Below are 17,947 nucleotides of genomic sequence, written 5' to 3'. Positions count from 1 at the left end.
TCCTTCCACGGCATTTTTATTTCCCCTTCAAATGCCTAAAAGTGTAACCTATGTCTCCGGTATAAAGTGTTACCTATGTCTCAAGTCGTACATTAATAACCAGCCGACCTCTAAATCGCAGCAGAAAAATGCAAGAGGCTAAGCCAGTTATTAGGCTGATCGTGAACGGCAGGCTAACATTGACTCCGCTAAAAAACCCGGAGGCAAAACCTGCAACAGCAAAAAATAAAGCGCTGGTGGCTGAGTTGATGCCCATCGCCCAGCCCTGCTGCGTTGAATCGACCTGGTCAGAATACAGCTTTGTGCTGATAACATAGCCAAAGGTAAAGCCTGCTGCTGTAGGTACGAGTAAGCACCAGGCTAAGGTGTTGCTGTGAGTCAGCGATAGTGCAAAGGCTGACAGTGCAGCTACTACTAGGCTCAGGCAATACGTGTTTAAGCTGCCAAAACGTTTTGTGCAAGGTGTAACAAGAGCTGCCGCTGTGATCACGACTACCACGGCAGATAGTGAAAAGTATAGACCAATAGATTCTGGGCTTTGCTTGAAGTGCAGACCCAGTAGCATCGGTAGAAAGCCTGTGAAACTAAACCACGAAATAATATACAAAGCATAAACCAGAGAAAGTTTTTGGATTCTTGGACGATCGAAAAAGAGCATCACTTCTTTGCCAATGCTGCGGAAAAGGCTTTCTTGTTTCCTATGGGATTCTAGCGTTTCTTTAAAAACAAAGAGAATCAATAACAAATTAATGATAGCCAGCCCAGCAATAAAGAAACTGGGCGCGCTGAGCCCAAAGTGGTGATAGATTATAGCGCCTAGCGTTGGGCCCGCAATGTAGCCAAGTGCAACGCTAGCCATAAAAAAACTCAGATACTTGATCTTTTCTGATTGTGTTAGATCAATGATGGCGGCTTTCGCTGTTGTCATGCTTGCTGCAGTAAAGCCATCAATCACGCGACCTAAAAAGAAAAGCCATAGTGAGTGCTCGATAATGCCGATGCCGGATAAGATATACCCTATCGCGGTACCCGCTAGGCAGTAACTCAGTGTGAGTTTTCGTCCAGCTCGATCAGAATAGCTGCCCAAAATAGGTGAGCCGATAAACATGCATAAAGAATAGAGACCGTAGGTGGCCCCAAAGGCAATCGCTCGAGTAAGCGGGTGCGAGTCGGCAGCCATTAGGCCGCTCTCGTTATAAAACAAGGGGGTTACCAGTGGTGAAACAATCGAAAGGCCGGTAGCATCAATAAAGCCGATGAGATAGATAAGTAACATCTGTTTTTGTTTGATGACTACTTTCATATAGGTCTCCGGTTGCTCGAGTGAGCTCATAATATCATTATTATGTAATGGATGTATCTCTGGTTCTTGCCTTGGAGATCAAAGACAAAATGTGGCTGGGTATGTTAAGCTTCGCTACCGACGCCTTCGTATAGACTTTAAATCATGAGACGATTAGTACAGAAAATTGATAGCTCGGAAAAGCCGATGTACAAAGCAAGTTTTCGCTGTAAAGGATTGACATCAGGGTTTGATAATAAAAAAGCGCTTTTGTTGAAAAAGAAAGCGCTTTTATTTGTTAGCGTTGGGCAGCGCTACCATGAGGGTGATAAGTTTAGGGCAACCGTAGAGCTGATCAATCGCTATGATTTTGAGGTGTGTGATATTGTTTTGGCAGACACACTGCAAAGGTATAACCATATTGGTCGATTGGGTGAGGAGGCTGCTTTTGCCTATAGCTTGGAGCAAGGCAGCGCTTGGTTGGATAGGAATCATAAAGCGATCGTGAGCCTCGATTCTCTCGGCGAGATAAGGCGATGGGATTATTTTTTGCGACACCCGGATTACCTTGCGCTAAGGCGTGATGTTGAATCTGCCTATAAGAAGGATGCCTCCTACCGTGAGGCCATTCATGCGAACGTTTCGTCTTATATGAGCCGTTTGATAGAAAATAATTTGGTGTCAACTCAGGATGAATTATTTTACCATGGCGTGTCTTACCTGATTGAGGAATGTCCGATTGTTATGCCTTTGTGGGCAAGCCTTGGTTATGATTTTATTATTTACCCAAAGCCGGTCACGCCAGCAATGGATAAGACACGCGATTTGTTTGTTAAAGATGTTTACCCTGCGAAATGCAGATGGCTGCATCTAAGGTTTAAAAAAACCTGCTGATGCTTTAGTTTTTGCTTTTTGACATTTTTAGGATAAAGCTCAAGCTGAAGCTTGCTATGCAGCCAATCGCCGCGATAGCGAGGGGTAGCTTTTCAGATAGGTTTATTAAAGCGCCGCCAACATTTGCTGTAATTGCTGAACCAATGGTAAACAGAGATACTGTTATCCCCATTACCCAGCCTTGTTGATCTTTTTCTACTGCATTTGAAAATAATGTTAACATCATTGTGTATGCAAGAGCGTATGTGATCATAAAGGGAATGACTAAGATGTATGGCGAATAATTATAGTGCAGCGTGAGTAGTAGGCATAAACTTGCTGACATAGTAATGAGTCCAAAGCGTATGATGTTTTTCTCGGCTATTCTTCCTTGCACTATGGGAAGGATGCAGCCGGCTCCGACCAAGTTTGATATGCCAAGTAGTGCCATGATTGCACTGTTTTGCATGGTGCTATAGTGATAGGTCTTGTAGAGATAGGGCGAGATGAAAACATAAAAAGTATTAAAGCAAAACTGTTGAATAAAAAATATTAGCGACAAGTTTCTAACAATTGGGTTGCTAATGATTAGTGAAAATTGCTTGACGAGGTCGGCAAGTTTAAATTGATGTTTTTTCTTTTCTACAACGCTCTCTTTGTAATAGCGGTAAACCATGAGAATATTACTTAGGATCAGTATCATTAAAATAATAAACGGTAATTCGTTGTTAAAATAAACAGAAAGTCTTTTGTCAGAAAAGATTCCGCCGATGCATGGGCCTGCAACGAGACCCAGCGAAAAAGCTACTGCGATCCATCCGAGATGAGTGGCTTTGTTTTTTTGGGTGCTAATGTCGATAATTGCAGCCTGTGCGACAGACTGACTGCCTGCGGTTAGGCCTGCAATGATTCTGCCTGCTAGCAGCAAAGCAAAGCTTTTAATGATCAACGCCAAGGCTGTAAGACAATAACCTGAGAGCAAGCCGTATAAACAGACAAAAAGTGCTTTTTTTCGTCCAATGCTGTCGGAAGTTTTTGATAGGTAAGTTGCACCAATAAACCAACAAAGAAAAAACAGGCTGATGGTGACGCTGTAGTCAAAGTATCTTTGGGCTGCCGTCGTATGGGCAGGTAAAAAGTGGCTTGTTGTGTTAATCAAGACATCGTTGAGTATCGGAAATAAAATCCCTATACCTGATCCATCAATAAAAACAATAAGGAGTAAAGCAAGCAGTGACTTTTTCATTGGTTTTATTTGCTCTCGTCTTTTCTTGTTTTTCCTAGGCCGTAATTTCCCTGTATTCTGTTCATGAAGTGATCGCCGTACATGACGGGCTCGTGCAGTTTTGGTTTTTCTTCGCTAATACAGCTGGTGAGTGGGTCAACGATGGCATGCATATTGGGCTCAACGAAAAAAGGAATAGAGTAGCGCTCTTTGCCTGAACGGTTAATGACGCGATGTGGTGTTGAGAGAAATGTGTCATTACTCCAGCGCTTTGTCATGTCGCCTGTGTTGAGTATAAACGCATTGGGAATGTGGGGTACTGTTATCCAGTGGCCTTCAGGGTGTTTAACTTCAAGTCCTTCTACATCGTTTTGCGCTAGCAAGGTAAAACACCCGTAATCGGAATGTGGTGCGATGCCGAATTGATTTTCAGGGATATGCTTTGGTTGTTCGGGGTAATGTTGTAAACGTAGCCAGTAAGTTGGGGGCGCGAAAAATTGATTCAAGTGATCTTTTGGCATCCCCATGGCGATAGAGAGAACTTGCAAAAATTGCATGGCCAACTCGAGTACCGCATCACGATAGCGCTCAAGCTTTAGTTTGAAGTTTGGCAGGTCAGCAGGCCATTGATTATCGCCTGAGAAATAAAGTCCGTGTTGGTAGTCTGTCGAGTTTTTTTCAGGTTCGAAACCCATAACGAAGGCATCAAGTTGGTTGGGCTTTCTTGCACTGCCTTCTGTCGATACTCTGAGTGTCGAAGCATTCATGGGAACATAACCTCTAAAGCAATCATTTTGTTTAATGGTCATCTTGGAGTCTAAGGGCAGGGCATGGAATTCTTTCGCGGCGTCGAAGCCAAGCTGGATGATTTCTTTAGGTATGTTGTGGTTGGTAAGGTAGGCAAAGCCAAGCGTGGTGTAAGCTTTTCTAACGTCTCTGGCGACTGTTTCTATCCCGGTTTTGGGGTCGTTCCATAGTGGGGATAGATTGATTTGAGGAATGGTTTCTTGGTGTTTCATTTGGCCTCCTTATTAAAGAGATGATCTTCAGTTGAGCTGTAGTGGCTATCGAATGCAAAAATATTGAAATTAGTATTTCGATCGTAAATATCGGTTTTCTCTATTTGCTTTAATTTCTTTGAAATGGCTATTGAGACTGGGATCAGGGCCAGCTCAGTAATAAAACGATAAAGCCATGAGGTTAAGGTCAAAAGTATAAAGCCTTCATTTGGTAGGCGCCCATAAAACCCTATCAAGCTAAAGACTAACATGCTGATGAAGGTGGATATTAAGGTTGAGAAAATAAAGCGGGTGCCTATGTGCCTACCATTGAAAAAAATCTTTAGTTTGGCGACAAGGTAGGCATTAAGGTTTTCTGCAATAATCACAGTTGCTATGGTCGATAAGAATATACGCTGTGTTAATGGAATAAGGGTGCTCATGCTCTGGTTATTTGGGTGTGGAAATAGCTGCGTGACTTCGGCGAGTAGCGCAAAAAGCCCACAAAAAAATATACCTATCCAAATGGTTAGCCTTCCTCGCTTATAGCCATATACTTCTGTGATGATGTCGATGAAAAAATAGCTAAAGGTGAAGATGAAAAGGCCTGCGCCGGCGTGTATCCAAAGCACGGTTGTGACTTTGCCCTCAGCAAGGTCGGATACGATTGTTGCTAAAACATACAGTGATATTAGCAGCCAAAGATACTTGTAGTGTTTCTGAGTTTTGTTCATAAGCTTAAACGAGAGAGGTAAACATAGATAAAGGTTGACAGTAGGCCAATGAGTATCGTCTTAAGGGCTGTGTTTTTAGTTGTTATGATTTTGCTGCTTATTGATATGTTGATGGCGCTGGCAATCAAAACGGCCATAACATACGGCATGATCATTTCTATTTGATTGTGAAGAAAGTGAGTATAGGGTCTGTTACGAAGTATCAGTGAGCCTGGGTTGGGAAGGTGATGGGCAAGTCGTTCATAGGCGAAATTAAAAACAATGAAAAAAAGGCCGATTAGTAAGGCTTTGTAGGCTTTCTTTTGCCCAAAAGTTTGTGCGATGTTTGAAAGCAGCATTAGTGAGAAAGGAATAATAATCACGCCGGCCTGAAAAACTTTGTTTAACAGTATGATGAGATCGGCATTAAACCAGCTGGCGAAAACAAGAAGTATGCTAAAACATAGCACCTTCGCTTCATAAAGTTGCGCTGTTTGCTTGATTGTGGCGAAGTTGTTTTTCATGGCGGATGGGGCGTTGGCTGTGGGATTGTTGAATCGAGGGATATAATAGCCGATATGTCAAAACAAGCCAAGTTATCGGTTTGTTCGCGGCGCAATTGGTTTTTGAATCAACTTCGAGAACTTGGCGAAATAATCTAAGTCCGGTATACTGCCCGTCCATTTGTTCGTTCACGTGGCCTTTGGTAGGGGTCACCACTGATATGAGGAGTCTACCCATGCCTAAAATTACGTTGCCTGACGGCAGTTGCCGTGAGTTTGATCATGCTGTGTCTGTGATGGATGTGGCTAATAGCATTGGTGCTGGTCTTGCTAAAGCAACCTTGGCGGGTCGTGTTGATGGCAAAGTTGTGGATGCGAGCTTTATGATTGAAGCTGATACAAGCCTTGTGATCATCACCGAAAAATCACCCGAAGCTTTGGAGATTATTCGCCACTCTTGTGCGCATCTTTTGGCGCAAGCCGTGAAGCAACTTTACCCTTCAGCCCAGGTGACCATTGGCCCAGTCATTGAAAACGGTTTTTACTATGACTTTGCGTTTGAAAGGCCATTCACGCCAGAGGATTTGGATAAAATCGAAAAGCGTATGGAGCAAATTCAGCAGGAAAATTTGCCGATCGTGCGAAAAGAAGTGTCGCGTCATGATGCGATCAGCGTATTCGCCAACTTGGGCGAAGATTATAAAGTCGAGATTATTCGCGATTTACCCGAAGACGAAACTCTAAGCATGTATCAGCAGGGTGACTTTGAAGATTTATGCCGTGGGCCGCACGTACCGTCGACAGCGAAGACCGGCGCGTTTAAATTAATGAAAGTGGCCGGGGCTTACTGGCGAGGTGATTCAAACAATGAAATGCTTCAACGTATTTATGGCACCGCTTGGGCCGATAAAAAAGCACTGAAAGCGTATTTGCATCAACTCGAAGAAGCGGAAAAGCGTGATCACCGAAAATTGGCCAAGGCCTTGGATTTGTTTCACTTCCAGGAAGAAGCGCCCGGCATGGTGTTTTGGCATCCGCGTGGCTTTGAAGTGTATAAAGCGATTGAGCGTTACATGCGCGCTCGTATGCGTGAAAATAATTATCAGGAAATTCGCACGCCGCAAATTATGGACCGGAGCTTGTGGGAAAAGTCGGGCCACTGGCAAAAATTTGGCGAACAGAATATGTTTGTCACGCATTCTGAGAATCGCGACTATGCGATCAAGCCCATGAACTGTCCGGGGCACGTGCAAGTGTTTCGCCAGGGTTTGAAAAGCTACCGTGATTTACCGTTGCGCTTGAGTGAGTTCGGTGTGGTGCACCGTAATGAGCCATCGGGCGCCTTGCACGGTTTGATGCGTGTGCGCTCCTTCACCCAAGATGATGCTCATGCGTTTTGCACGCCCGATCAAATACGTGAAGAGGTCTCTGTTTCGATTGATCTTATTCTTTCTATCTATAAGGACTTTGGTTTTACCGAATGTCAGATGCTATTGTCCACTCGGCCCGAGGAGCGTATTGGTTCGGATGCGGTTTGGGATAAAGCGGAGAAAGCGTTGGCTGAGGCTTTGGATGATCACAAGCTCGATTGGTCATACAATCCGGGTGAGGGCGCGTTTTACGGGCCGAAGATTGAATTTTCACTGAAAGATTGCCTAGGCCGAATTTGGCAATGCGGCACCATTCAGGTCGATTTCTCAATGCCAGGTCGTTTAGGTGCTGAGTATGTGGCTGAAGACGGCGAACGCCGCCACCCGGTCATGATTCACCGGGCAATTTTTGGCTCGCTTGAGCGATTTATTGGCATTTTGATCGAGCACCATGAGGGCCGTTTCCCGCTTTGGTTGTCGCCAGAACAGGTGCTTGTGATGAATATTACGGATCGACAGGCCGAATATTGCCAAAATGTGGCAAAAAATCTCCAAAATTTAGGGTTTAGGGTCATTTCTGACTTGAGGAATGAGAAGATTGGCTTTAAAATCCGCGAGCACACTTTACAGCGTGTGCCGTACTTGGTGATCGTGGGCGACCGCGAAGCCGAAACTCAAGAGCTGGCCGTCAGGACTCGTGAAGGCGAGGACTTAGGCACTATGTCGCTTGAGGTTTTGGTTGAGAAGCTCAATAGCCAAGTGCAGGCGAAACAGTGAATTTAGGAGGCTTTTATTAGTACGCAAAAAAATGTTCGTATCAACCGTGATATCACAGCCCGAGAGGTGCGGGTGATTGACGCGGATGGCGCGCAAGCAGGGGTGATTTCCTTGCGTGAGGCTTTAACGTTAGCCGATGAGGCTGGTCTGGACTTGGTGGAAGTATCCCCAACGGCTAACCCGCCGGTTTGCAAAGTGATGGATTTTGGTAAATACAAATTCGAGCAAAGCAAAAAACAAGCGGCAGCGAAAAAGAATCAAAAGCAGGTACAAATAAAAGAAATCAAATTCCGTCCGGGCACTGATGTGGGCGATTACCAAATTAAACTCACTAAAATTTTGGGTTTTTTGGAAAAAGGCGACAAAGTGAAATGTACTTTACGTTTCCGCGGTCGTGAAATGCAACACAAAGAGCTGGGTATGGAATTGCTTAATCGTTTGCGTGCTGATAGCAGCGAGCAAGCCTTAGTTGAGCAAGAGCCTAAATTCGAGGGCCGCCAAATGATGATGGTATTGGCACCAAAGAAATAGACTGAAGAAGAGAATGATTCATGGCTAAAATTAAATTGAAAACATTGCGCGGAGCGATGAAACGTTTCAAGAAAACCGGTAGCGGCAAGTTTGCGCGTAAGCAATCTCACCGTCGCCACATCTTGACGAAGAAATCGCAAAAGCGTAAACGCCAATTACGTTCAAACTTGCTTGTGCATCCTAGTGATCAAAGAGCGGTTGAATACATGATGGGTGAGCGATAAGACGAAATGAAAATGGCGTCGATAAACTATGCAAAACTTTCTTTTAGGTGCTCATTTACTTTTGTGTAAACTGCGCGCCTAAAAGAAAGTTTTGCTACGTTTCTCATAGCCATTTTAATTTCTTAAATAATGAGGCTTCGGTATCGATTATAGGGGTCTCAAACAGACAGTTCGCTTGGCTCTGCCTTGATGCCAAGCAACTTAAAACAAACTGGAGGAAATCATGGCAAGAGTAAAACGCGGTGTGATGGCACGCCGTCGACACAAAAAGATATTAGATGAAGCGAAAGGTTATTACGGTGCGCGCAGTCGTGTGTTTCGTGTGGCCAAGCAAGCGGTCATTAAAGCGGCTCAGTACGCTTACCGCGACCGTAAACAACGTAAGCGTGAGTTTCGTTCATTGTGGATCGTTCGTATTAACGCGGCAGTCCGTGAGCATGAGATGTCTTACAGCAAATTCATGAACGGCTTGAAAAAAGCTGATATTCATGTCGATCGTAAAGTATTAGCGGATATCGCAGTACACGACAAAGACACCATGGCCAAATTGGTTGAAGCAGCGAAAGCCGCTTTAGCCTAATACACGAGCCAAATCATCATCATTGAAAAGCGCCTTCGGGCGCTTTTTTATTGGCGCCCTATTCTGGGAGGCAACTATTTTAAAGAGACATAAAAAAAGGGCTCTATGAGCCCTTATCTGAAAAGAGAAAAGACGGTTTATTTTTTGCTCGCCAAACTGTAAATAGTCCAGTCAGCCGTCCAATCGTGGTTATCGGTGAAATCGTTAGCGGTAAATTTACCAACACAGGTAACTTGAGGACTATAGAAAGCGTCTGAAGAGGCTGTAACCCCGACTATCAGCTGGCAATTATTGTCGCTGTCAGTGCCGTATGTTACAACGTCTTTGATTCCCTGGAGCCATAGAGCAACGGGGCCGCCTTGTGTGTCCGGTTTGGACATATCGAGTGTCGCGGCCGGAGAAGGATACCAATGGGTCGCATCTGGTTTCATGTAAAGTCTGTATATTGTTTGTCCTGTTCTGTTATGGATATTGATAGTCGCATTCGCTGCAAAAACAGAGGCCGTAAGCAAGGTGGACAATAAAATTAAGCTGGTTCGTTTCATAATAAGCTCCATTATTTAAATTATTTAAAAGCGCCCAATTCTAGCAGGAGAGCATTTTTTGTTCAAGTAAAAACGGTTGAAATAGGTTTTTTTGGCTGGAGTTTTGAGCTTCTAGTCGAGCGTGCGCCAGTAGGTCTTCGGTGATTCGTTGATGAAAAATACTTTCGCAAGTTTGTGCTTTAGCTCGTCAATTTCTGGGGTTTTATTGTGTTTATCAAAATCATCTTGGCTGTTCCAGGCCGAGTACATCATAAACTCACGCGGGTTGGCCGTTGATTGGTGCACATTATAAATCTGGCAGCCCGGGTTTTGGCGCGAGTGCTTGACGATCGCCTTCATATGCTCTTTCACATAATCTTCCATGCCAGCTTGGCAGATGCCTGCGACCATCACTACGAATTTTTCCATGAGCTTTACTCCTCTATTGATGTATCTATACCTAAAGCGTTTGAAAATCAGATGTTGAGTGCATCATCTTAACATCATCCTGAATTTTTCCTCAATCAAAAAATGCTCGCACTAGTGCCGCGATTTTTCAACGGTGTTTTTCGCTATCCCCTGCCAAAAGGATTGAATATTGTCAGTCACAATATCGGCAACGTTTTCTAGCGCTTCTTGTGTAAAAAAGGCTTGATGTGGTGTGATCACGACATTGTCTTTTGCCAAAAGCGCATTAAGCAAGGGGTCTTTGAGGTTTGTGAGCGACTCAAAAAAAACGCCTTTTTCGAATTCATACACATCTAAACCGGCGCCAGCCAGTAAATTATGGTCCAGTGCGTACAGTAATGCTTTTGTGTCGACCAGCCCACCTCGTGCCGTGTTGATAAGGATGGCGTTTGGCTTCATTTTTTGAAGGTTATGGGTATTAATCAGGTAACGGTTTTTGCTGGTCAGTGGGCAGTGTAGGCTGACTACATCGCTTTGTTCAAACAGCTTGCTTAAGCTTGTGTATTCAACGTCCAAATCAGGTTTGGGATAAGGGTCATAAGCAATGAGCTTAGCGCCAAAGCCTTTCATGATATTTACATAACAAGCGCCGATGCTGCCAGCGCCTATAACACCCACGGTTTTTTGGTGAAGATTAAAGCCTAAAAGACCCGAAAGTCTAAAATCAAGATGAGCTTGATGGCGCAGTGATTGTTGCAGTTTGTGTGACAGCATGAGTGTTAAAGCAGCGGCATGTTCTGCGATAGCTTGTGGTGAATAAGCTGGCACGTGGGTCACGATTAATTTAAACTCGTCGGCTGCGCTGAGATCGACATGGTCATAGCCAGAGGTGCGAAGTGCAATATGTCTTATGCCTTGTTTAGCCAGTTTGCAGAGTACGTCGCGATTTAGTGTATCTGTCACAAAGGCGCACACGGTATCGCAGCCTTGAGCCAATGTGCAGGTGCTAGCATTTAAGTGCTCATCTGTGAAGACAATCTGGCCGAGTGGCTCAAGTAAGGTTTTCAGTTCAGCTTGTGTGCTATAACAACAGAGAGATGGCATGTAGGTTTCCTTATCTGCCACAGTGTAGCTTAATTTGGCTATTTTTTGGCGCTTTTTTATCAAAAATACTCTAGGAAAATAAAGTACTTATGGGGATAATAGCTCTTTTTTAGCGGCGGATGACGATGCAAGATTTCACAGCACTGACCACAGAGGCCCAAGAGGCGATTGCCAAGGCCTGCGATAAGCAATCCTTGGTCGATTTGCGTGTGCATTATTTGGGTAAAAAGGGCGTATTGACCGAGTCTTTAAAAAATTTAGGCCAATTATCGGCCGAAGAGCGCCCGCTCATGGGGCAAAAGGTCAACGAGGCCAAAGAGGCAATTTCTGAGGCCATCAACCAAAAAATGGCCGCCTTAGAGGCTAAAGCTTTGGCAGACAAATTGGCTTCTGAAGCAGTCGATGTCACTTTGCCTGGGCGAGCCACTGCGGCTCATGGCAGCCTGCATCCGGTGTCGCAAGCCAAGGCACGCATTGCGCGCATTTTTTCGAACATGGGTTTTCGTGTGGCTGATGGCCCTGAAATTGAGGATGATTTTCATAATTTCACCGCGCTCAATATTCCTGAACATCACCCGGCGCGAGCCATGCACGATACTTTTTATTTTGGCGACGGCTATCTGTTACGTACGCATATGTCCTCGGTGCAGATTCGTGATATGCGAGCGCACGAGCCGCCGATTCGTTTGGTTGCTATGGGGCGAGTTTATCGCTGCGATTTTGATGTCACACACACGCCGATGTTTCATCAGCTCGAAGGTTTATATGTTGCTGAGAAAACAAGCTTTGCCGAGTTAAAGTCAGTGCTCAAAACATTTTTAGCGGCTTTTTTTGATAAGCCGATCAAGCTGCGTTTTCGCCCGTCGTATTTTCCGTTCACTGAGCCTTCCACGGAAGTGGATATGCAGTGCGTGAAGTGCGAAGGCGCGGGCTGCCGTATTTGCAAGCAGTCTGGCTGGTTGGAGATTTTGGGCGCAGGCATGGTTCATCCGAACGTTTTAAAGGCGGTGAACATTGACCCTGAGCGCTACAGCGGCTTTGCTTTTGGCGTGGGCATCGATCGTTTGGCGATGTTGTACTACGGTATCGATGATTTGCGCAGCCTATTTGAAAATGATGTGCGTTTTTTGGAGCAGTTTTAGATGAAAGTCACTCGACACTGGCTGGCTCAGTGGATAGATATCAGCAAAATTTCAACGCACGATCTGTGTGAGCGTTTAACGCATGCCGGCCTTGAGGTCGATGGTGTCTCAAAAATTGCCGGTGAATTTACCGGGGTTGTGGTGGGCGAAGTATTAAGCTGTGAAAAACACCCCGATGCTGATCGTTTGTCCGTTTGCCAGGTCACAAACGGTACAGAAACCTTGCAAGTGGTCTGTGGGGCGGCAAACGTGCGACAAGGCTTGAAAGTGGCCTGGGTGCAAGTGGGCGGCACGATAGGCGAAATGAACATCAAAAAAGCCAAGCTTCGCGGTATGGAATCATCCGGCATGTTGTGCTCGGAAAAAGAGCTCGGGTTGGTCGAAGACAGCCAGGGTATTTTGGAGCTGCCTGCCGATGCGCCAGTGGGTACATGCGTGCGTGAGTATTTGCAGCTTAACGATGAGTTGATCGATATTGATCTTACGCCCAACCGTGGCGATTGCTTTAGCGTGAAAGGCATCGCGCGTGAGTTATCAGCGCTATTCCAGCAGCCATTGTTGTCGCAGAAAAGTGAACACCATCAAGCTACGATCGCTGACACGGTGTCTGTGACCTTATCAGCCGGCCCGTGTTGTCCACGTTATTTGGCTTGTGTGTTGCAAGTGGATAATAGCCAAGCTTCGCCATTGTGGCTGAAAGAAAATTTACGTCGCGCCGGTATTCGCAGTATTAACCGCGTAGTTGATGTGTTGAATTGGGTGATGTGGGATATGGGCCAGCCCATGCACGCCTTTGATTGTGATACGCTCGATGGCGGCATCACGGTGCGAAAAGCCAGGGCGGGTGAATCGCTCACCTTGTTGGATGAAAGCACCATTAAACTCAGCGATGATGATTTGGTGATTGCTGATGATCGCGGCCCGTTGGCCTTGGCCGGTGTGATGGGCGGTTTGCACAGTGCTGTGAGCGAAAACACAAAACGCGTGGTGATTGAGAGCGCGTTCTTTGCGCCAGCCACGATTGCAAAAACTTCACTGCGCCACAACATTCATAGCGATGCCGCCCAACGCTATGCCCGTGGTGTGGATTTTGAGTTGCCGGCGGTCGCACTTGACCGTGTTTGCGAGCTTTTGAAAAGTTTGGCGAGTGGGGCGTGTGGCCCTGTGACGACGCAAGAACGCTTAGACGATTTGCCGAAGCGCGATGAGATTGCGTTAACGCATGAAAAAGTGTGTGCTATCAGTGGGTTTGAGATCGATGAAAATACAATCGAAAATACCTTGTCGCGTTTGAATGTAAAAGTGGCCAAGTCCGGCCATGAGTGGTTTATCAAGCCGCCAAGCTACCGTTTTGACATGGCCATTCCTGAAGATGTGGTTGAAGAAATCTTGCGTCTTCACGGTTACGATGCGATCCCTGAAACACCTTTAAAGCTTGAGGCGGTGAGCCTTGCCCCTGGTTTTGATGAGGCTGATTTAAAAGCCTTTTTTGCCGCGCGCGATTATCATGAAGCGATTACCTACAGTTTTATTCCGAAAAAATTGGAGGAGGCTTTCTCCACGGCTAGACCGATTGAATTATTAAACCCGATCTCACAAGACATGGCTGTGATGCGTTCAAGTTTGTGGCCGGGTTTATTGCAGGCTGCGAGTTATAATTTAAAACGTCAGCAACAACGCGTGCGCTTATTTGAAATCGGACGTTGTTATGCGTACGACGGCGAAGGTTTTGAAGAAAGCTTGCGTGTGGGTGGCGTGATCATCGGCGCGCGCTATCGTGAAAATTGGTGTGACGATCACAGCCACGTGGATTTTTTTGATGTGAAGGGTGATGTGGAAAGTGTGTTGTCCCACTTTGGGCTGAGCAGTGTGAGTGTTGAAAAAACAGAACACGCGAATCTGCACCCAGGCCAATCGGCGGCTTTGTGCTACCGTGATCATATTGTTGGGCATCTCGGCTTGTTGCATCCAAGCCTTCAAAAAGCGGCGGGCCTCAAAGTGCCGGCCTATGTGTTTGAGCTGGATGTGGCCATGTTTCGTGATGTGGCTAGTCGTGAATACGCGCCGGTCTCGAAATTCCCGGCGGTTCGTCGCGATTTAGCCTTCGAGGTTGCTCAAAATGTGAGCGCATCTGAGCTAGTGGCTTGTATTCAAACACATTCTGACCATCGCTTGTTAGACACGCTTGTATTTGACGTCTATACTGGGGACGGTGTCGAAAAAGGGCAAAAAAGTGTGGCTATCGGTTTGATTTTTCAAGATAGTTTGAAAACCTTAACCGACGAGGATATCAACAACATGACGAACACTGTGGTTGATGCCTTGGCCTGCGAATTTGCCGCAAGCTTAAGGGATAGGTAGATGACAGCACTGACTAAAGCGGATTTAGCAGAGTACTTATACGAATCCATTGGATTGAATAAACGCGAGGCCAAGGATTTGATTGAAGCGTTTTTTAACGAGATCACGCATTCTTTAGAGCGTGGTGAATCCGTGAAGCTCTCAGGCTTTGGTAATTTTGAATTGCGTGAGAAACCTTCGCGTCCCGGTCGTAACCCAAAAACCGGCGAGCCTGTGACCATCAGCGCACGCCGCGTCGTCACGTTCAAACCTAGCCAACAGTTGCGTCAACGCGTGTCGCATTATCATCCGGCTGACGATTCAGTGAGCGAGAGCGAACATGAGTGAGTCTCAGTTACCCCCATTGCCGCATAAACGTTATTTCAGTATTGGTGAAGTGGCCGAACTTTGCGAAGTGAAGCCACACGTGCTTCGTTATTGGGAGCAAGAATTTAGCGAAATTCAGCCGGTGAAACGCCGCGGCAGTCGCCGTTATTATCAGGCGAAAGATGTCGAGCTGATTCGCTTAATTCGCCATCTTCTATACGATAAAGGCTTTACGATTAATGGTGCCCGACAAGCTTTGCGTGACAAAGCAGGCCATGCGCCGGCTGCGCAACCCGCCTCGAAATTTGATTTAACCCCGTTAATCGAAGAGCTCGAAGCGATGGTTCAAGCGCTTGAGGAAGCGGTTTAAGCCCTATCTCTCATTGAATGTTGGCGGTTGTAACCTGAGTGCCAGACTCTTTTGGCCTGCGCTTTCTCTTGCGCAGGGACGCTTTTCGCCATCCATGGCCGCTCCCTTACGGCATCCATGCCTTCAGAGGCCCCGCGCAAGAAAAATTGAAGGCCCACGTCTGGCATTTGACAAGTACACACTTGTGAAAGCTTTGTGCTTCCGATACTCTAATAAACACCGTAGCAACAAGGACCGTGCGATGCGTAAACTTCTGGTCATTCTTTTTTCTTTATCGATCGTACTTTGTGCGCAAGCGCGTGAAAGTTTCCAGACCTGGTTGCAAGGCTTTAAACAACAAGCGGTATCCGCCGGCATTAAACCGCAATTTTTCGATGAGATATTTGAGGGCATGACGATTGGTCATCGCCAAATTCATTTGGATCGCACACAACCTGAGAAACGCTTAACCTTTTTGCAGTACCGCAATAAACGCGCCGATGCGTACCGCATCAAGCTCGGTCGACGTGAATACGGAAACAATAAAGTGCTGTTGCAACAATTGGGGCAAGAGTATGGTGTGACACCATCGTATATCGTTTCGATTTGGGGGCTTGAAACCAGCTACGGCCGTTACATGGGCAGCTTTGATGTGATCCGCTCCTTGGCCACCTTAGCGTATGAGGGGCGCCGTGAAGATTTTTTTAGAAAAGAATTGGTGTATGCTTTAAAAATTTTGCAAGAAGGGCATGTGGATCGCAAACACTTCAAAGGTGAGTGGGCTGGTGGTTCAGGTCACACGCAGTTTTTGCCTTCAAGTTGGCATCATTATGCGGTGGATCATAATGGCGATGGCCATAAAGATATTTGGCGTAATAAAGAAGATGCGTTGGCATCGATCGCAAACTACTTGCAACTCAATGGCTGGCAGCGTGGCGAGCCCATACGTGTGCAAGTGATTTTGCCGCACGGTTTTCCAGAAAATTTAATAGGCTATTCTGAGAAAAAACCCGTGAGCGCTTGGCGCGCGATGGGTGTGCGTGCTGCCGACGGCTGGCATTTTCCGCGACACAATCTCGAGGCCTCCATTATTCACCCTTACGGCGGGCCTGATTATATGATCTTTAATAACTGGCGTGTGATCATGACGTACAACAATTCCACGTTCTACGCCGGCACGATCAGTTTTATGGCGGATGAGATAGTCACCGGTTAGCTTGAGGGCTGCTGTTGGTATTTTGTTCTGCTGTTGGTGTGGTAAAAGGTTGCTTCTTCAATGCAGCAGCACGGGCTAGCAATGTAGTGATTCTGTCTGCTAAGTATTTATTGCCTGGTGCGCATGTTGTCGACGCAGATCTTGAGTTGTCTGCTTCGAGCATCTCTGCTTGGATATTGGCGCGATTTTTTTTTAATGAATCTATTGCCTTTTTGTCAGCTTCCGTAAGTTCGGTTATAGCGTTTAGCAGGTCAGGCTTTTCTGCTGTTGGCGTCCGTGGGGAGATTGGTCCTAGTCTACTTTGTCGAGCCCTTAAAGCTTCAAGGGCCCGCATTCTTTCTGAAATCTGGGCGTAACTGCTCACAGTTTGTTCGGGCACCAGGCTTGATGATGAGATTGAAGTGCGTGGTGTGTCCGAAAGAGGTTCTGAGCCATCTGTAGTTGTGCAATCACTACGCATTTCAAACCTGCTCCAGTCTTGGTCAACCTGGTCATCATGTGGTTGCGGTGTCACTGGATGTTGATGCAAGCTTTCATGCTTAAATTGTTCGCTACCATCGTATTGCTGCATGAAATGTTCTGCTTCATCTTTAAGGTTAGGTGGAGGCGGAGTGGGATAATCTAAAATGTGGCGTAATAGCCTGGGGTCTTTTATTTTAGCAGTGGGCGGGATGAGGTCTTGCATCTTGAATGATTCATCGACCTTATTGTCACAAGGTGCCTGGGTTCGTTGAGGTTTGATGTATTGTGCGTGTTCTCTGGTTTTGTGGGCTCTAGATAGTTGAGAAAGTGTTTTTCTGTCGGCTTCGCTGAGATCTGTGTTGTTATCACTTGGGGTCTCGTCGGCTATGGTGTTGACGCCTAGCTCGTCAAGTCTGTCTTCAAGATGTTGTGCTCTCTCAGAACGTGTTGTGAGTGCCAGCGGTTCTGGGCGGTCATCAAAGGGGGGGGGAGAGAAGCTTTCTTCCTGTGGCCCGTCGTAAGGCATTCCTGGTAATGGTCTCATCGTTATGGCTTGCTCACTTTGTTATTTTCATTTTAATTGATAGAAATATACACAATTAAAATTAATGTTTTCTTAACGGTGAGATATGTTTTTTTATATCTAAATGTATCGAACTATTGCGATATGGCAATTTTTCTGTATAATGATCCTTATGAATGAAATCAGTGTCTACAAAGCCTTATCCAACCCCGTGCGCCGGGCCATTTTAACTTGGCTCAAAGATCCGGCGAAGCAGTTTGCCAATTGGAATCCGACGGATCAGGAGTATGGTGTGTGTTGCGGTTTAATTCAGAAAAAGGCCAACTTATCTCAGTCGACGATTTCCAGTTATTTATCCATTTTGGAAAGTAGCCATTTATTGATCGGCACGCGATACAAACAATGGACATATTACAAACGTAATGAAGCCTTTATTCGTGAGTTTTTATTGCATTTGAGCGACGCTTTGTAAAAGA

General features: G+C 45.9%; 20 protein-coding genes. 11 read left to right on the top strand and 9 right to left on the bottom strand.

Translation table 11 applies throughout. The features are described from left to right. Positions 1–73 precede the first annotated feature (73 nt). Entirely contained in the window at positions 74–1,333 is a 1,260-nt protein-coding gene (locus tag COV52_03370; protein ID PIR11582.1) for a hypothetical protein, read from the bottom strand. Between the two features lie 114 nt (positions 1,334–1,447). On the opposite strand from COV52_03370, the gene COV52_03365 reads away from it, so the two are divergent. Then, complete coding sequence (locus COV52_03365) at positions 1,448–2,176, top strand: tRNA-dependent cyclodipeptide synthase (GenBank protein PIR11581.1); 729 nt, start codon at positions 1,448–1,450, stop codon at positions 2,174–2,176. 4 nt (positions 2,177–2,180) lie between these two features. On the opposite strand, the gene COV52_03360 is transcribed toward COV52_03365, so the two are convergent. The 4 genes from COV52_03360 to COV52_03345 are packed head-to-tail and all read right to left on the bottom strand — an operon-like array spanning position 2,181 to position 5,615. After that, positions 2,181–3,401: a hypothetical protein gene (locus COV52_03360; protein PIR11580.1), complete on the bottom strand. Its 1,221-nt coding sequence runs from the start codon at positions 3,399–3,401 to the stop codon at positions 2,181–2,183. Between the two features lie 5 nt (positions 3,402–3,406). Continuing rightward, positions 3,407–4,399 (bottom strand): 2OG-Fe(II) oxygenase, encoded by a 993-nt coding sequence (locus COV52_03355; GenBank protein ID PIR11579.1) that lies wholly within the window; start codon positions 4,397–4,399, stop codon positions 3,407–3,409. Continuing rightward, the gene (locus COV52_03350; protein PIR11578.1) at positions 4,396–5,112 is read right to left on the bottom strand and encodes a hypothetical protein; all 717 of its coding nucleotides are present in this window, start codon (positions 5,110–5,112) and stop codon (positions 4,396–4,398) included. Before COV52_03350 ends, COV52_03355 begins: the two co-directional genes overlap by 4 nt. Continuing rightward, the gene (locus COV52_03345; GenBank protein ID PIR11577.1) at positions 5,109–5,615 is read right to left on the bottom strand and encodes a hypothetical protein; all 507 of its coding nucleotides are present in this window, start codon (positions 5,613–5,615) and stop codon (positions 5,109–5,111) included. The genes COV52_03350 and COV52_03345 overlap by 4 nt, the downstream gene beginning before the upstream one ends. Before the next feature lie 215 nt (positions 5,616–5,830). On the opposite strand from COV52_03345, the gene COV52_03340 reads away from it, so the two are divergent. From COV52_03340 to COV52_03325, 4 genes are all read left to right on the top strand, one after another. Next, positions 5,831–7,741, top strand: a complete 1,911-nt coding sequence (locus tag COV52_03340; GenBank protein ID PIR11576.1) for a threonine--tRNA ligase — start codon at positions 5,831–5,833, stop codon at positions 7,739–7,741. A 15-nt stretch (positions 7,742–7,756) separates the two neighbouring features. Continuing rightward, positions 7,757–8,272 (top strand): translation initiation factor IF-3, encoded by a 516-nt coding sequence (locus COV52_03335; GenBank protein ID PIR11575.1) that lies wholly within the window; start codon positions 7,757–7,759, stop codon positions 8,270–8,272. A gap of 20 nt (positions 8,273–8,292) precedes the next feature. Then, the gene (locus COV52_03330; protein PIR11574.1) at positions 8,293–8,496 is read left to right on the top strand and encodes a 50S ribosomal protein L35; all 204 of its coding nucleotides are present in this window, start codon (positions 8,293–8,295) and stop codon (positions 8,494–8,496) included. A gap of 223 nt (positions 8,497–8,719) precedes the next feature. Further along, positions 8,720–9,076 carry a 50S ribosomal protein L20 gene (locus COV52_03325; protein ID PIR11573.1) on the top strand — a complete coding sequence of 119 codons (357 nt, stop codon included), beginning with the start codon at positions 8,720–8,722 and terminating at the stop codon, positions 9,074–9,076. Between the two features lie 137 nt (positions 9,077–9,213). Here COV52_03325 and COV52_03320 read toward each other — a convergent pair whose 3' ends face one another. The 3 genes from COV52_03320 to COV52_03310 all read right to left on the bottom strand — a co-directional run bounded on the left by COV52_03320 (position 9,214) and on the right by COV52_03310 (position 11,112). Beyond that, positions 9,214–9,621 carry a hypothetical protein gene (locus COV52_03320; protein PIR11572.1) on the bottom strand — a complete coding sequence of 136 codons (408 nt, stop codon included), beginning with the start codon at positions 9,619–9,621 and terminating at the stop codon, positions 9,214–9,216. A 111-nt stretch (positions 9,622–9,732) separates the two neighbouring features. Continuing rightward, entirely contained in the window at positions 9,733–10,029 is a 297-nt protein-coding gene (locus COV52_03315; protein PIR11571.1) for a hypothetical protein, read from the bottom strand. 111 nt (positions 10,030–10,140) lie between these two features. After that, a complete protein-coding gene (locus tag COV52_03310) occupies positions 10,141–11,112 on the bottom strand; it encodes a hydroxyacid dehydrogenase (GenBank protein PIR11570.1) in 972 nt (323 codons plus the stop codon). A gap of 125 nt (positions 11,113–11,237) precedes the next feature. Between COV52_03310 and COV52_03305 the strand changes: the two genes are divergently transcribed. From COV52_03305 to COV52_03285, 5 genes are all read left to right on the top strand, one after another. Further along, entirely contained in the window at positions 11,238–12,254 is a 1,017-nt protein-coding gene (locus COV52_03305) for a phenylalanine--tRNA ligase subunit alpha (protein ID PIR11583.1), read from the top strand. Further along, a complete protein-coding gene (locus COV52_03300; GenBank protein ID PIR11569.1) occupies positions 12,255–14,615 on the top strand; it encodes a phenylalanine--tRNA ligase subunit beta in 2,361 nt (786 codons plus the stop codon). After that, positions 14,616–14,942: an integration host factor subunit alpha gene (locus COV52_03295; GenBank protein ID PIR11568.1), complete on the top strand. Its 327-nt coding sequence runs from the start codon at positions 14,616–14,618 to the stop codon at positions 14,940–14,942. Next, positions 14,935–15,291, top strand: a complete 357-nt coding sequence (locus COV52_03290; GenBank protein ID PIR11567.1) for a transcriptional regulator — start codon at positions 14,935–14,937, stop codon at positions 15,289–15,291. Before COV52_03295 ends, COV52_03290 begins: the two co-directional genes overlap by 8 nt. Positions 15,292–15,532: 241 nt before the next feature. Then, complete coding sequence (locus COV52_03285) at positions 15,533–16,486, top strand: lytic transglycosylase (protein PIR11566.1); 954 nt, start codon at positions 15,533–15,535, stop codon at positions 16,484–16,486. Here the strand turns inward: COV52_03285 and COV52_03280 are convergent. Further along, positions 16,476–17,492, bottom strand: coding sequence for a hypothetical protein (locus COV52_03280; protein PIR11565.1), 1,017 nt, complete (start codon positions 17,490–17,492; stop codon positions 16,476–16,478). The two genes, COV52_03285 and COV52_03280, sit on opposite strands and share 11 nt — an antisense overlap. A 151-nt stretch (positions 17,493–17,643) precedes the next feature. On the opposite strand from COV52_03280, the gene COV52_03275 reads away from it, so the two are divergent. Further along, positions 17,644–17,943 carry a transcriptional regulator gene (locus COV52_03275; protein ID PIR11564.1) on the top strand — a complete coding sequence of 100 codons (300 nt, stop codon included), beginning with the start codon at positions 17,644–17,646 and terminating at the stop codon, positions 17,941–17,943. Positions 17,944–17,947: the final 4 nt, after the last annotated feature.

Source organism: Gammaproteobacteria bacterium CG11_big_fil_rev_8_21_14_0_20_46_22 (assembly GCA_002796245.1).
Classification (GTDB): Bacteria; Pseudomonadota; Gammaproteobacteria; order UBA12402; family UBA12402; genus 1-14-0-20-46-22.
The sequence above is the reverse complement of the archived record's forward strand: the minus strand, read 5'-3'. Positions and strand labels throughout refer to the sequence as shown.

Coding starts and splice junctions, on each gene's coding strand:
- COV52_03355 (PIR11579.1), bottom strand. CDS start 4,399: ATGAAACACCAAGAAACCATTCCTCAAATCAATCTATCCCCACTATGG.
- COV52_03350 (PIR11578.1), bottom strand. CDS start 5,112: ATGAACAAAACTCAGAAACACTACAAGTATCTTTGGCTGCTAATATCA.
- COV52_03325 (PIR11573.1), top strand. CDS start 8,720: ATGGCAAGAGTAAAACGCGGTGTGATGGCACGCCGTCGACACAAAAAG.
- COV52_03360 (PIR11580.1), bottom strand. CDS start 3,401: ATGAAAAAGTCACTGCTTGCTTTACTCCTTATTGTTTTTATTGATGGA.
- COV52_03365 (PIR11581.1), top strand. CDS start 1,448: ATGAGACGATTAGTACAGAAAATTGATAGCTCGGAAAAGCCGATGTAC.
- COV52_03305 (PIR11583.1), top strand. CDS start 11,238: ATGCAAGATTTCACAGCACTGACCACAGAGGCCCAAGAGGCGATTGCC.
- COV52_03345 (PIR11577.1), bottom strand. CDS start 5,615: ATGAAAAACAACTTCGCCACAATCAAGCAAACAGCGCAACTTTATGAA.
- COV52_03330 (PIR11574.1), top strand. CDS start 8,293: ATGGCTAAAATTAAATTGAAAACATTGCGCGGAGCGATGAAACGTTTC.
- COV52_03290 (PIR11567.1), top strand. CDS start 14,935: ATGAGTGAGTCTCAGTTACCCCCATTGCCGCATAAACGTTATTTCAGT.
- COV52_03285 (PIR11566.1), top strand. CDS start 15,533: ATGCGTAAACTTCTGGTCATTCTTTTTTCTTTATCGATCGTACTTTGT.
- COV52_03320 (PIR11572.1), bottom strand. CDS start 9,621: ATGAAACGAACCAGCTTAATTTTATTGTCCACCTTGCTTACGGCCTCT.
- COV52_03275 (PIR11564.1), top strand. CDS start 17,644: ATGAATGAAATCAGTGTCTACAAAGCCTTATCCAACCCCGTGCGCCGG.
- COV52_03300 (PIR11569.1), top strand. CDS start 12,255: ATGAAAGTCACTCGACACTGGCTGGCTCAGTGGATAGATATCAGCAAA.
- COV52_03340 (PIR11576.1), top strand. CDS start 5,831: ATGCCTAAAATTACGTTGCCTGACGGCAGTTGCCGTGAGTTTGATCAT.
- COV52_03310 (PIR11570.1), bottom strand. CDS start 11,112: ATGCCATCTCTCTGTTGTTATAGCACACAAGCTGAACTGAAAACCTTA.
- COV52_03370 (PIR11582.1), bottom strand. CDS start 1,333: ATGAGCTCACTCGAGCAACCGGAGACCTATATGAAAGTAGTCATCAAA.
- COV52_03295 (PIR11568.1), top strand. CDS start 14,616: ATGACAGCACTGACTAAAGCGGATTTAGCAGAGTACTTATACGAATCC.
- COV52_03315 (PIR11571.1), bottom strand. CDS start 10,029: ATGGAAAAATTCGTAGTGATGGTCGCAGGCATCTGCCAAGCTGGCATG.
- COV52_03280 (PIR11565.1), bottom strand. CDS start 17,492: ATGAGACCATTACCAGGAATGCCTTACGACGGGCCACAGGAAGAAAGC.